Origin of the sequence: Sulfitobacter sp. 1A13421, from assembly GCF_043557285.1 — a bacterium.
In the GTDB taxonomy this organism is placed as follows: Bacteria; Pseudomonadota; Alphaproteobacteria; order Rhodobacterales; family Rhodobacteraceae; genus Sulfitobacter; species Sulfitobacter faviae.
The window spans coordinates 89583-102747 of record NZ_JBIFFQ010000012.1 but is presented as its reverse complement, the minus strand read 5'-3'; the positions used below and the strand labels follow the sequence as shown (position 1 = coordinate 102747).

Annotated in this window: 13 protein-coding genes; 6 read left to right on the top strand and 7 right to left on the bottom strand. The window is 60.5% G+C overall.

Going from position 1 to position 13165, the window contains the following annotated elements; all coding sequences use genetic code 11:
• Nucleotides 1–63 precede the first annotated feature (63 nt).
• Both ACGYLI_RS16715 and ACGYLI_RS16710 read left to right on the top strand, forming a co-directional pair.
• Nucleotides 64–648: a TOPRIM nucleotidyl transferase/hydrolase domain-containing protein gene (locus ACGYLI_RS16715; RefSeq protein WP_394419962.1), complete on the top strand. Its 585-nt coding sequence runs from the start codon at nucleotides 64–66 to the stop codon at nucleotides 646–648.
• 14 nt (nucleotides 649–662) lie between these two features.
• Complete coding sequence (locus ACGYLI_RS16710) at nucleotides 663–2960, top strand: hypothetical protein (protein WP_394419960.1); 2298 nt, start codon at nucleotides 663–665, stop codon at nucleotides 2958–2960.
• Between the two features lie 385 nt (nucleotides 2961–3345).
• Here ACGYLI_RS16710 and ACGYLI_RS16705 read toward each other — a convergent pair whose 3' ends face one another.
• The 4 genes from ACGYLI_RS16705 to ACGYLI_RS16690 all read right to left on the bottom strand — a co-directional run bounded on the left by ACGYLI_RS16705 (nucleotide 3346) and on the right by ACGYLI_RS16690 (nucleotide 6011).
• Complete coding sequence (locus ACGYLI_RS16705; RefSeq protein ID WP_394414427.1) at nucleotides 3346–3597, bottom strand: hypothetical protein; 252 nt, start codon at nucleotides 3595–3597, stop codon at nucleotides 3346–3348.
• Between the two features lies 1 nt (nucleotide 3598).
• Nucleotides 3599–4108: a DUF6634 family protein gene (locus ACGYLI_RS16700; RefSeq protein WP_394414429.1), complete on the bottom strand. Its 510-nt coding sequence runs from the start codon at nucleotides 4106–4108 to the stop codon at nucleotides 3599–3601.
• 25 nt (nucleotides 4109–4133) lie between these two features.
• Nucleotides 4134–5183 (bottom strand): AAA family ATPase, encoded by a 1050-nt coding sequence (locus ACGYLI_RS16695; protein ID WP_394419959.1) that lies wholly within the window; start codon nucleotides 5181–5183, stop codon nucleotides 4134–4136.
• Nucleotides 5184–5699: 516 nt separating this feature from the next.
• Entirely contained in the window at nucleotides 5700–6011 is a 312-nt protein-coding gene (locus tag ACGYLI_RS16690; protein ID WP_067268114.1) for an ETC complex I subunit, read from the bottom strand.
• 141 nt (nucleotides 6012–6152) lie between these two features.
• Between ACGYLI_RS16690 and ACGYLI_RS16685 the strand changes: the two genes are divergently transcribed.
• Nucleotides 6153–6437, top strand: a complete 285-nt coding sequence (locus tag ACGYLI_RS16685) for an antifreeze protein (protein ID WP_271692309.1) — start codon at nucleotides 6153–6155, stop codon at nucleotides 6435–6437.
• 87 nt (nucleotides 6438–6524) lie between these two features.
• Nucleotides 6525–8729, top strand: coding sequence for an excinuclease ABC subunit UvrB (uvrB, locus tag ACGYLI_RS16680; RefSeq protein ID WP_394419958.1), 2205 nt, complete (start codon nucleotides 6525–6527; stop codon nucleotides 8727–8729).
• A gap of 61 nt (nucleotides 8730–8790) precedes the next feature.
• On the opposite strand, the gene ACGYLI_RS16675 is transcribed toward uvrB, so the two are convergent.
• Nucleotides 8791–9060 (bottom strand): GlsB/YeaQ/YmgE family stress response membrane protein, encoded by a 270-nt coding sequence (locus ACGYLI_RS16675; protein WP_394419957.1) that lies wholly within the window; start codon nucleotides 9058–9060, stop codon nucleotides 8791–8793.
• 233 nt (nucleotides 9061–9293) lie between these two features.
• Entirely contained in the window at nucleotides 9294–9650 is a 357-nt protein-coding gene (locus tag ACGYLI_RS16670; RefSeq protein ID WP_067268120.1) for a PRC-barrel domain-containing protein, read from the bottom strand.
• A gap of 181 nt (nucleotides 9651–9831) precedes the next feature.
• On the opposite strand from ACGYLI_RS16670, the gene ACGYLI_RS16665 reads away from it, so the two are divergent.
• Both ACGYLI_RS16665 and ACGYLI_RS16660 read left to right on the top strand, forming a co-directional pair.
• Complete coding sequence (locus ACGYLI_RS16665; protein WP_067268122.1) at nucleotides 9832–10017, top strand: PLDc N-terminal domain-containing protein; 186 nt, start codon at nucleotides 9832–9834, stop codon at nucleotides 10015–10017.
• Between the two features lie 128 nt (nucleotides 10018–10145).
• Nucleotides 10146–10817, top strand: coding sequence for a hypothetical protein (locus ACGYLI_RS16660; RefSeq protein ID WP_394419956.1), 672 nt, complete (start codon nucleotides 10146–10148; stop codon nucleotides 10815–10817).
• Nucleotides 10818–10876: 59 nt separating this feature from the next.
• On the opposite strand, the gene ACGYLI_RS16655 is transcribed toward ACGYLI_RS16660, so the two are convergent.
• Nucleotides 10877–13165, bottom strand: coding sequence for a right-handed parallel beta-helix repeat-containing protein (locus ACGYLI_RS16655; protein WP_394419955.1), 2289 nt, complete (start codon nucleotides 13163–13165; stop codon nucleotides 10877–10879).

The following is a 13165-nucleotide window of genomic DNA, read 5'->3' as shown; positions in this document are numbered from 1 at the left end:
TCCACATCAGTGTAAGGGGGTCATTTTTGGACGCCGATCACCCCTCTACGGGGTCAAAATTGCATGCTTGTTCACATAGTTGAGGGCCGCAGCGATAAAGCGGCGCTGACGGCGACGGCAAGGATGCTGGGCGTGAACTTTGAGGCCGCAGGGATTGCTATCCTGTCGGCTGAGGGGAAGTCCAATCTCGACCGCCCCTATGTCATTTTCCGTGAGTTGGGCATTCCGACTTTCCTGCTCTGGGATTGTGATTACCATCTGCCCGAAGCTAAGCGCAAGCCCGCCACAGACCTTGCCTTGAGCAAGCTCGCAAAGCCGGATCAAGTGTTCGATGCCGCCCCGACCGATGACCTTGTCAGCGATTGCTATGCGCACTTCGGCAATGCGCTGGAACACCGCCTCAAACAAGATATCACCCCGGAAATTCACGCCGAGTGCCTTGCAGCTGCCTGCGAGCCCTTCGGCGTGGAGCCGAACAATGACACCCAGAAAATCCCCGAAGTCGTTTATCAGACTTTGCAGCGCGCGAGGGAACAGGGTCACGAAAGCGAAATGCTGAAGGAGGTTGTGCGCTCAATGTGGCATTTTTTCCGCGATGAGGACCTGCCTGAACCGCCACAAGCGCAAGCCATGGTCGCCGTTGCGTGAAAGGCGACACTGAAATGACTGAGTTTGTGTCAGCCCGAGAGCGTCGCGCGCACGGTCCATGGAGCGATCTCGCGCTACATACGATCGGCTGGCGTGCATTTCAGGATCTGTGCTCGCAGGTCTGTGAGGTGGTGCTTAGCCGTCCAGTCGAGATTTTCCGGGAAGCTCAGGATGGCGGCCAGGACGCGGTGTTTCTGATACCGTCGAGTCCTGATGCCCGCGCCCCCGCCATAGGCACGATTCAGTGCAAGCACACCTCAGAAGCGCGCAAGGCGCTGAAGGCGGGCGACCTGTCGGGCGAGATCGAACACGTCGAGGAGCTGGTACATGCTGGTCTAGCAGACACGTACGTGTTCATGACCAACATGAGCATCGATGCGCCTGTCGCTGCCAAGATGCGCGCTCGCTTGCGAGAGCTCGGAGTGCGCAAGCCGCATATCTTAGGCAGCCAATATATCGTCAGGGTCATCCGGAGCAGCGCTCGCCTGCGCGCCCTCGTGCCACAGGTCTATGGTCTTGGCGATCTGACTTCGATCGTCGACGAGCGGCTCAGTGAACAGAGTCGGGCGCTCCTCGATAGTTGGATTCCGAAGCTGCGAACTTATGTTCCGACCAAGGCCCATCGCGAAGCCGTCAATGCCATCTCTGATCATGGAGTTGTGCTCCTGCTCGGCAATCCATCGAGCGGAAAATCGGCGATCGGGGCGATCATTTCAACGATAGCATCCGAGAACCCAGACAGTACGGTCCTAGCTCTCACCAGTCCCCGTGATTTCGAGACGGGCTGGAACCCGAACGACCCCGGTCGATTCTTCTGGATCGATGACGCATTCGGTCCGAACGTGCTGCGCGACGATTATGTCCAAGACTGGGCCTCAGCGTTTTCAAAATTGCGTGCGGCGATCAAGCACGGCAATCGCTTTCTGCTGACGTCGCGTAAGCACATCTATGAGGGTGCGCGGCGGCAACTAGGCCAGCGCAATCTAGCGCAATTCACAGACGGAAGCGCCGTAGTAGACGTGGGCGATCTAAATTTCGCTGAAAAATCCCAGATCCTGTATAACCACATCAATTTCGGCGAACAGAGTCAAAGTTGGCGATCTAACGTGAAACCGCACCTTGCGGCCGTGGCAGCAGTCGAGAATTTTCTTCCCGGCATTGCCGAACGGCTCGGGGACCCGAACTTTACCAAAGGGCTGGCACCACGCAAGACATCGCTTGTCCGCTTCATGGAAGAGCCGACCGAGCACCTGATCGATACTGTCAACGCCTTGGATGATCAGCTGCAGGCGGCGCTTATTCTGGTCTATGTTCATCAAGCCGGTTTTGATCCTTGTGACTATGACCAACAGGCTGCGAAGGCTGTCGCAGATCTGACCGGGTATTCAATCACCAAGATTCAAGATAGCTTCGCCGAGTTGAAGGGGTCGTTCCTGAAGCTCTCCGGCCCCAGGTGGACCTTCGCACACCCGACGATTTCGGACGCCCTGACTGAGGTCATGCGGCAGAAGCCACATATGATGGCGGCGTTGATCCGCGGCGCTCCTATCGACACCATCCTCGGAAGCTTTACATGCGAAGGAAGCCCGCTCATCCGAGATGCACTGGTCATCCCGACCACACTGGACGACGCTCTGGTCGCCCGCCTCGGCCGGACCCCCGATGAACTTCATCGAAATCGAATGCTGTTCCACTTTCTCTACTATCGCGCCAGCGAGGTGGTTTTCTTCAAAGCGGTTCAGCAAAATCCAGATTTGTTGGAGCGATTGTCTTGGCGGTCCAGTCCCGTTGTCGACGACCCTAAGCTTGCCACCCACGGACGCGCAAATCGCCTAGGACTCTTGCTAGACCATCTGCGCGAGGAAGCAGCAGACAGGCTCGTGTCAGCGGTGCAAGATGAGCTTGACACCTCTTTCTTCGAAGAAGAGGACATGCTCGGCCTACTGTCGCCGTTACAGTTGGTCGGCATGGGTATGGGATTGCGGACCACGATCTTGCCATCCCTCGAAGATCGGATCGATGAGATTTCGTCAGATGCCGATCTCGACGACGAACCCGATAGCCATTTCGTGAAATTGCTCGACTTTCTGGATCGCGTGGAGGCGATTGGCGTGGACACCGAAGCCACTGCTTTAGTCGAAGAAGCCCGTGATCAGGTCGGGCGCTCGATTGATGAGATCGAAGAACGCAAACGTGAGCGGGACGAGGAGGACGAGAGCGATACGGATTGGACTCACATCGTGACGCGCGAGAAGGAAGAAACCGTGCGGCCTCATGCGATGCGATCGACTTTCGACGACATTGACAAATAGAAGCGACCGGTCTTGAACGCTGCTTCGCACACCACCGTCTTCTTTGGGGTGACACAGGCCTTCTGCCGCCTTCGACATCACGACTGGTGTGGGCCAGAAGACATCCCAAACAACAGAATGGCACGTCCGCTAAGGGGCTGAGACTGGGCTTTCGCCGCGCTTGGCTCGAAGGTCTGGTTTGGGCCGTCGCGTCGTACCGACAGGGCGAATGTAAGTTTTTAAGCTCCCTGCACGGTCGGGACCAGACATAAAACCTTACTCCCGCGATCCTATGTCCAAGGTGCCGCCCCGCGCGAGAGATTGCCGGCACAAAGTCCCCGCTGTCACACCACCAGAACGTAAGCCTGTCACACGCCGAATTGCGGCCGGCCCCTGTTGTGCAACGTCAATCCTCACTGCCATCTTCGGCCTCGCGTTTCCGCTCGAAAGACGTCCATACGAACTCGCCAGTCTTCTTGTTCCTGTAGATGGCAACCTTGTCGCGCCTGAGCTTCCGAAATGGCATGTTCTCACGCTGCAATTCGGCGCGGGAAATCTCCCCACGTTCCAGCCGCTCCTCGTCTCGTTGCCGAGCTCGCGCTTTCTGCCGTTGCCGCTCTTCGAAATCGAAGTACTTGGGACCATCCTCGTCACGCATGTCATCCCTCCCCATTGTCGTGGAACGCCATACGTTCTCGCCAGGCCCCCAACAGTTCATCAAGCAGCGACAAGTCATCGAGCGGCCGATACCCAGGAACTTCGATCTGCACGAATCCGGACGGTGCCTCGTTCATCCCGAGGCCCTTGGCTATGGACCTCTCATAGTCGGAGAATTGGCGACCCAGCGCATACCACCGGGATGCCGTGCGTGCCCAACCCCGGCAGGCGTCAACCGCGACGAGCTGTGAGGTCATGATCCAACCGCCCGCAAGTCTCGGGTGCCCCGACACCATGCCCCAAAGGATTGGTGCGCCGTGGCGAGATACGTGGGGTCGCCAGTAGTTCAGCACAGGTGCCTCGGCGAGGTTAGTTTCGGAAGGGCCACCATCGGCGGCTTTGATGGCGGAACGTATTTTTTTGGCCCAGTGGGGCTGCGCAGGTTTCTTGTCCACGAGGAACTCCCAAATTGAAAAAGGCATGTTTGATGAACGACGGAGGTCGGGGGGCATTGCCATCCCCTCGCGATAATTCTTCTCAGTGCAACACGGGGCGGTTCATTGCCTGCTCGACAGCATCCAGCATTCGAATGACCGATCTCAGGCTGACGTGGTGCGGGGTCCGGATGGCCTCGATGACCTCCTTGACCGCATCAACGGCATCCTGAGGAAGTTCGCGACGCGCTCCTTCCCGTTCGGCAAATCCGATCAGGTGTTCTTGCGTCAGGGCAGCCAGTTCCGTGGGTGGACAGCGACTCAAGAAAGGTGCTGACAGACCACGCAGGCTATTGGCTGTCAGGATCCAGGTAATCCAGGACATATCGAAGCCGATGCGGAAGTACGGACATGACCAGTGGCGCGCGGTAGTCCTCTCAAGGAGCGGCAAAAGACCCTCGGTCAAAGAAAACCGCTGACCGCCCAATGACTGCACATCCCCAGCCTTCTCTATCTCGTCAATCACGATTACAGGATTGGCTATTTGAGACGCCATGATCCCTTCCAGAACCTTACCCGGGCTCGCCGATCCCCAGCCTCGCTGAGACCCCGTCACAGCAAACGAGGCGGGCTCCCCTGTGGCTTCGATGATTGTCGTTGGAACGGAGAGTAGGCCCCCCAGCAGGCGCGCCCAGTGGCTCTTCCCGATCCCTGGCGGACCAACGAGAAGCATCGGTCGGACAAGGGGCGCAGGATCGCCGTTGCGGACCGAAGCGCGCATGTCCCGCCAAAGACGATCGGTGGCAGGTGCCATCCACGGCATGGCGGTATGAATGGCGCTGGCGATCTCGTCGGCGCGATGTTCGGTCTCGACCGGCATAAGCATTGCACCCTTCCGGAAGACCTCGACCCGCGCACGGTCATTTCTGTCGAGGTGCGCCAACCCGGATTGGTTCACGACCTTGCGGAGATATTTTTGCGTCCGGCGCTCTATCTTTGCCCGGTCCTCTTCCGACACGCTCAATTCATCGGGAGGATTCTCCATGTTCTCCCTGTACCGCCACAGGAAACGTTTCAGGCGCGTGTTGAGCTCGAATTCAGTTGGCAGGTCTTCGGGAGGGAACCTGACATCGGCAAACGGTATTCGGGGCATTGGAAGTCCTCTCTGAGCCGGTCCGCCATTCGATTGGCGACCAGCATTTGGCAGCGCGGGGCTGCCAAGGGTTTCAGTCAGAGGATCCGGATCCTTGAGAACGTTATGAGAACATTGCACCGCCTAGGTCAATGGCATCAGGGCACTCCGCGGGCCCAGGCCAAAGTCAGTAGGCGCAAATCGCCAAATCAGCATTAAGTCATTGAAGTAAAAAGAAACCACCGACAACCCGGGTTGTCGATGGTGATTTGATCCGTGCCGGAGTGGTCAAAAAAACCCGATAGTGGACACTTTATGCTGGGTTTCACATTGCAATGCTTGATTGAACTGACCCTCATTTAGATTAGCCTCAGATCGAACAGGTCATGTAGCCTTAAAACGACACGAAGCCTGCGCCATTCCCGAACTGCTATATATAGCTGAATTTCATTCAGCACGCACAGCATCTTGAGATACGGAGAGGTTCGCGAAATCTATGCGCCGATTCCGAGGCAACTCTATCCCGATTTACAACCCTCAGTGCGTCCACGCCCCACGGCGACCGGTCGCGAAATTCTCGCCATAGCCGCCGGGGCGGACGTTGGGCTTGCGCTTGTTGGGCAGTTGCACCTGCGCGTCGATGCCGTGATCGCGGGCGTATTCTTCGGCGGCTTCGCGGGTGTCGAACTGCAAGCGCACTTGGCTTTGCGTATCATCTGACGAAGTCCAGCCCATCAGCGGATCGACCCTGCGCGCTTCCGCGGGCGAAAACTCAAGCAGCCAGACACGGGTCTTGGCCGTGCCGGAGGACATCGCTGTACGGGCGGGTTGGTAGATACGTGCGCGCATTTCGGGACTCTCGCTTCAATAACCTCGGGCTTTATCTAATATTCCGTGCCAAGGGGCAAGGGAATGCAGGCCCGCGCAAATAAACCCTACCATGCTGCGGTGCAGAGACTACATCAAGATCACCCCATTGGAGTGTTCCATATGACCCCCTTCGCCCTCTTCGCCCTACAAAGCCAGATCGCCGCCCTCGCGGTGGAAACCCAGATCGTGATGTCGCTGCGCCTCTTGGGCATGGCAGGCGCGCTGCCCGCCCGCCCCGGTGAGAGCAACCGCATGGTGGCCGAGAAAGGCCCGGCCATGGTCAAAGCCTTCACCGCCGGGACGCAGGCCATGATGCTGGGCAAACGCCCCGATCAGATCATGGACGCCTCGCTCGCCCCTCTGGCCCGCAAGGTGCGACAGAATCGCAAACGGTTGATGAAGTAGCGGCAAAAGCGCCCTTCGCGCCCCCCTGCCCCTTGAACCCCGCGTGAAAGAGGGCACCTATGGGAAGCTTGACGAAGGATACCCGCGATGCCCTATGCCCATTCCGACAAGACCGAGGGGATGCCGATGCTGGCAAACCCCGCCCCAGACGTGCGCAACCGCCCCAAACTGGAGGGCGGCCATAAGTTCAAACTGGTCACCGAATTCGACCCGGCGGGCGACCAGCCCACGGCGATCAAGGAACTAACCGAAGGGGTGAACTCGGGCGAGCGCGATCAGGTGCTTCTGGGCGCCACCGGGACGGGCAAGACCTTCACCATGGCCAAGGTCATCGAAGAGACGCAGCGCCCCGCCATCATCCTCGCCCCCAACAAGACGCTGGCGGCGCAGCTTTACGGCGAGTTCAAGGGCTTCTTCCCCGACAACGCGGTGGAATACTTCGTCTCCTACTACGACTACTACCAGCCCGAGGCCTATGTCGCGCGCTCCGACACCTTCATCGAGAAGGAGAGCCAGATCAACGAGCAGATCGACCGGATGCGCCACTCCGCCACCCGCGCGCTGTTGGAGCGTGACGACGTGATCATCGTGGCCTCGGTTTCCTGCATCTACGGCATCGGTAGCGTCGAGACCTACGGCGCGATGACGCAAGACTTGAAAGCGGGCGGCATGTACGACCAGCGCAAGGTCATCGCCGATCTGGTCGCCCAGCAGTACAAGCGCAACGACGCGGCCTTTCAGCGCGGCTCTTTCCGAGTGCGCGGCGACAGTCTTGAAATCTTCCCCGCGCACCTTGACGACCGCGCTTGGCGGCTGTCCTTCTTTGGCGAGGAATTGGAAAGCATCACCGAGTTCGACCCGCTCACAGGTGAGAAGACCGACACCTTCGAGCAAATCCGCGTCTACGCCAACAGCCACTATGTGACGCCGAAACCGACGATGCAGCAGGCCATCCAAGGCATCAAGAAAGAGCTGCGCACCCGGCTTGACCAACTGGTGGCCGACGGCAAACTGCTGGAGGCGCAGCGGCTTGAGCAGCGCACCAATTTCGACATCGAGATGCTGGAGGCCACTGGCGTCTGCAACGGGATCGAGAATTACTCGCGCTATCTGACGGGCCGCGCACCGGGCGAACCACCCCCCACCCTGTTTGAGTTCATCCCCGACAACGCCATCGTTTTCGCGGATGAAAGCCACGTCTCCGTCCCCCAGATCGGCGGCATGTACAAGGGCGACTACCGGCGCAAATTCACACTGGCCGAACATGGCTTCCGCCTACCCTCCTGCATGGACAACCGCCCGCTGAAGTTCGAGGAATGGGACGCCATGCGCCCGCAGTCGGTCTTTGTCTCGGCCACCCCCGCGGCGTGGGAGATCGAACAGACCGGCGGCGTTTTCACGGAACAGGTCATCCGCCCCACCGGCCTTTTAGACCCCCAAGTCGAGATCCGGCCCGTGGAAATGCAGGTTGATGACTTGCTCGACGAGGTGCGCCGCGTGGCTGCCGATGGCTACCGTACGCTTTGCACCGTGCTAACCAAACGCATGGCCGAAGACCTCACCGAATACATGCACGAACAGGGCATCCGCGTGCGCTACATGCACTCCGACATCGACACGATCGAGCGGATCGAGATCCTGCGCGACCTGCGGCTGGGCGCCTTTGACGTGCTGATCGGGATTAACCTTCTGCGCGAGGGGCTCGACATTCCCGAATGCGGATTGGTCGCCATCCTCGATGCCGACAAGGAAGGTTTCCTGCGCTCCGAAACCTCGCTGATCCAGACCATCGGCCGCGCCGCGCGGAACGCCGAAGGCCGCGTCATCATGTACGCCGACCGCATCACCGGCTCGATGGAGCGCGCCATGGGCGAGACCGAGCGCCGCCGCGCTAAGCAGATCGCCTATAACGAGGAACATGGCATCACCCCGGCCACGGTCAAAAAGAACGTCGAGGACATCCTCGCCGGGCTCTACAAGGGCGACGTGGACATGAACCGCGTCACCGCCAAGGTCGACAAGCCGATGGCGGGCGGCAACCTGCAAGCCGTGCTCGACGGGCTGCGCGCCGATATGCGCAAGGCCGCCGAGAACCTTGAGTTCGAAGAGGCTGCGCGCCTGCGTGACGAAGTCAAACGGCTGGAGGCCGTGGACCTTGCCGTCGCCGATGATCCGATGGCGCGGCAGCAGGCAGTCGACCGCGCCGTCGATGCCGCGCAGCAAGCCTCAGGCCGCAGCACCTCAGGCCGCGGCGGCATGCGTGGCGGCAATGTAAAACGCCGTAAACGCTAAAGAGAAAGGGCCGCACTGCTCGGGGTGGCCCTTGAACAATTCCAACACTAAAACACCGCAACTACCGTCGCAGCGCCGCCACCAAGGCCAACACCAGCGCAGCACCGATTGCAGCGACGACCAGCAGCAACAGCAAGCCCCCCGCGGCCACCACCGTCACGCCCAGCGCGGCAAGGATGAAGGGCAGCGCCACGGCGCCGACGACACCCAGAACGAGGTAAAGAACTCGGTTCCGGCCGGCCACGGCCCCGGCAATGGCCCCGGCGGCAAGCCCGACCACCACGAGCGCGATCAGCGCCACCGCGCCAAGCGTATCAAGAAAGGCTTCCATCGAAGAGTTCTCCTAAATCAAATGAAGGGTACGAATGGCACGCCGCATGCCCCAAGGGTCAGCAGCAGGCCGAGAGCGATCATTCGGCGCATCGGGGATTCCTTTCCAATCACGGCCAAACCAGCCGCACTTTCATCAGACCCGATCCGCTGCGCGAAAACAATGGGCTCCCCGGAATATCGCTGCAGCGAAAGGGAGGCGTCATCGCCTCCCCTAACCAATTGGAGCGCCCATCAAATCCAGTAATAAGGCACGCCGTAGTGATCGAACGTCCGCTCTTGCCATGCGCGGTCGCTGTGCCACTGCTCGGTCCGCTCCGGCGCGCCTTTGACTGTGGCCTCGTCGATGTTGGTCATGAAACCATCGCGCGAGGGGTCATAGTTCAGCGCGTTCCACGGCACCGGATAATGCTCTTCCCCGAGCCCCAGAAAGCCGCCGAAGCCCATAACGGCATAGGCGACCTTGCCGGATTTCTTGTCGATCATCAGGTGGTCGATATGGCCGATTTCGGTCCCATCCGCGCCGAAAACGGCGGTGCCGTTCACGTTGTCCGAAGAAACCAGCGATGCGGGTGCTGTCGTGTCAGTCATGGCTTGTTCCTCTCATGATTGCTGTACCCACAAAACCCAAGGCAGGCGGTGCCGGTTCCCGCAATACGGGCAGACTGGCGGGGATCGGCTTAGCCCCGGCGCGGCGCGGTCCGGGAACAATTGCGCGCGGCGTTGGGTTGATCACTCAATAGACACGCACGCATTCGAGAGGGATCAAACAATGGAATATGGACTTTTAGGGCTCATCATCCTCATCGCCGACATCTACGCCATCTATCAGGTCGTCACCTCCAGCGCCTCGGGCGCGGCCAAGATCGCATGGGTCTTGGGCATCATCATCCTGCCAGTGCTGGGCTTCATCGTCTGGCTCATCGCAGGCCCCCGCGGCAACAAGGCCCACGTCTGAGCCCACGTCGGGCGACCCTGACATTGCAACTGCAAAACCCGGTGCCCTCGGCGCCGGGTTTTCACCTTCCTCCCGGCAAGCAACGATTTGTTAACCGCCATTAACCAAGATCGCAGCAGGAGCCTGCCATGCGATCTGCCCTTTGCCTTACCCTACTGGCCTGCCAGTTCAGCCCCACCGCCGCCCACGCCGGGCCGTGGCTGCGCGAGGAAGGCACGACCTTCATCTCAAGCTCCTTCTCGGCGACTTACTTCTACGACCTCTCCCAAAGCACCTATATCGAATACGGGCTGCGCGAGCGGCTCACACTCGGCTTCGACCTCAACACCGCGCAAAGCCGTTTTGGCCTGCAAAGCGGCCATGCCACCGTCTTCCTACGCTTCCCCTTGGGAGAGCCGAGTGACACGGGCCGCTGGGCCTATGACATTGGCGCCGGGGCAAGCTGGTCGGGGGAACTCATCTCCCCCCACCTCAGGGCCGGGCTGTCTTGGGGCCGTGGTTTCACATTGGGCGAACGGAACGGCTGGCTGACCGTCGACGCCTCTGCCCGCTGGGAGTTCGGGTTTTCGCAAGAAGTCATAAAGATCGATAGCACCGCCGGGCTCGACTTCGCCCCCGTGACCACCGGAATGGCGCAGGTCTTTCTTACCTATACTGGCGGCGAGACCTACGCCAAATTCGCGCCCTCCGTCGTGCTGTCGCCCAGCTTCAGCAAATACCGCCTGCAATTGGGCAGCGAAATCCCCTTCGACGCGCCGGAAAATACCGCCCTGACCCTCAGCCTCTGGCGGAAGTTCTAAAGCAAATGGCCCCGCCGATCTCCGGCAGGGCCGTTCATCACCTCAGCGCAGCGCCACGGTTAGCGGTTGTCCATCCGCACCATGACAGAGACCTTGCCCTTCACCGGCGTCGGCCAAACCACATGCAGCTGATCCCGGTCCGGCCCTTCGGCGTGTTTCACATAAGGCATGTCGAACTGCGCCACGTTGTTGCCGTTGCGGATCGCCCCATGGGCCACCACCGCGTCGCTATTGAGCGCTTGCCCCTCGAAAGGCAGATGCCCAGCGGTATCAATCACCCAAGTCTCTGACGGGGTCGACTGGGTGAACTCGATCTCGGCCATATTCTCGACCTGCGTGGTCACCGCATGGAAGGAATTGCCCTTCATCACCACGTTCTTGCATCGCGACAGGTCAAGATCGGCAAAGGTCGTATCCACCCGCTCGGCGCGGTCGATGCTGCCGTTAAGGCTGCGGAACCGGTTGCCGGTGATGGTCACCCCGCTCAGGAAATGCCCCGCACCATGAGGTTTTACCACGATATAGCTGAACCACGGGGCCACCTCCCCGGACAGAAAGATATTGTCGCTGATGCTGAGCGCGCTGAACGAATAGCCCGTGGTGAAGGCCGGGGTCGGGTCCTGCTCATTCGTCCATTCGATAAAGCAATTGTCGACGTAATTCCCGGTCACCACCGCGCTGGTATGGGCCGAAGCAAGGATCAGCCCCGCCGAGCGCACACCGTTATCGACCGCATCCCCCTGAAAGAAGTGATTGCCCGTCACGATGCTGTTGCCCCCCGCCAGCAGTGCGAAGTGGCGGAACTTGGTCGCACGGCAGTCGCGCAGCTTCACGTCGTTGGCGTTGGTGTTAAGCGCGATGGAGGTCCGGTTCGGCACCGTCAGCGCATCCTCCGCCGACAGGAACTGGCAGCGGTCGATCAACATGCCCTGACAGCCCCCGCCGATCGAGGTGACGCCACGGTCTTTCGGGCGGCTGACGAAACAGTCCCGCAGGTGAAAGATCAGCCCCGAGGGCGCGAGGTTGATCGCGCTGCACCGGTTGTTGCACTGGAACTCGATATCATCGAGCACGAACTTCGACAGCGAGGCGAAGCCGCTGAAATCCACTATGTACTGGAACTTGCGGAAGGTGAAACTCTGCGTCCCCTCCGCATCGTAAAGCGGCGCGTTGAGCGTGATCTCCTGCGTGGCGACATTCTTGGACCGCACATAAATCTCGCGCCCCACCCCGGTCCCTTCGACCAGCGCGCCCACCGGCACATTGGCGATATTGGTCACATTGGTTAGCTTGCGCGCGTCCGAGGCCGCGTAGCGCGCCTGCGACGTCACCACCACCGTGTCCCAAGCGCTGCTCGACGCGGCCTCAAGCTGGCCGTTGCGGATCACCCGCCGGGTGGCATAGCTGGTCTTGTCCGGCACCGCCGCCTGCATGTCGAGCGGCCCGGTCACATTCACCTTGCGCCCCCCCATATCGAGCGAGTCGTGATCCGCGTTGTTCAAGAGCGCCTGAAAGGCTTTCAGAAAAGCGGTCTCTTCATTCTCGAAGGCTTCGATATAGCTGGGCAGATCGAAATTGCGGCGCAGCAACAGCACCGCCCCCACCGGCATGGTCACATGGCCCTCGAATTTGACCGGCGTGTCAAAGGTCACATCCCCGTTCAGCAGGTAGTTCCCCGCAAGCACCAGCACCGTGCGCCCCGCCGCCGCGGCATTTGCAGCCTCGAAGGCGGCGGAGTCGTCGCTCACCCCGTTGCCCACCGCACCAAAGTCGCGCACATCGACCTGCGCCAGCATGTCCCGCAAAAAGATCGAGGTGACATCCTCGATCACGATATCATCGATCCGCACCACGCCGCCCGTCGGCCCGGTCAGGTCCAACCCGAAATGCCCATAGACGGCCCCGGTGCCCCAGACCATATCGACCCCGCCGCGGTCGCCGCTGCCGATGATCGCGCTGACCTCGACCACCTCGCCATAGGCCGTCAGCGTGACCGACGGCCCGGCCTCCGTCACGCCGCTCACCCGGCCCCCGCCCGCCTGCGCCGGATAGCCCGCGATCCGCACCGTCGGCAGGTTGCCACTCACCGCCTTCACCCGCGCCGTGACCCGCAGATAGCAGCCCGGCAGCAGCGGGATCTGCCCCATGTAGCGCAGCCGTTGCGTGGCTTGCGTCTTCAGCAGTTCCAACGCCCCGCCAAAGTCCTGATCCGCGGGGACAAAAGCGGCATTTGCCGCGTTCTCATAGGTGTCCGACCCCGGCGTGCCATCGCCGCTCGACCAGACATCCAGCCCCGCCGCAAAGGGGGTGGGCATCAACACCACGCCATCGGTAATCGCCTTGTTCAT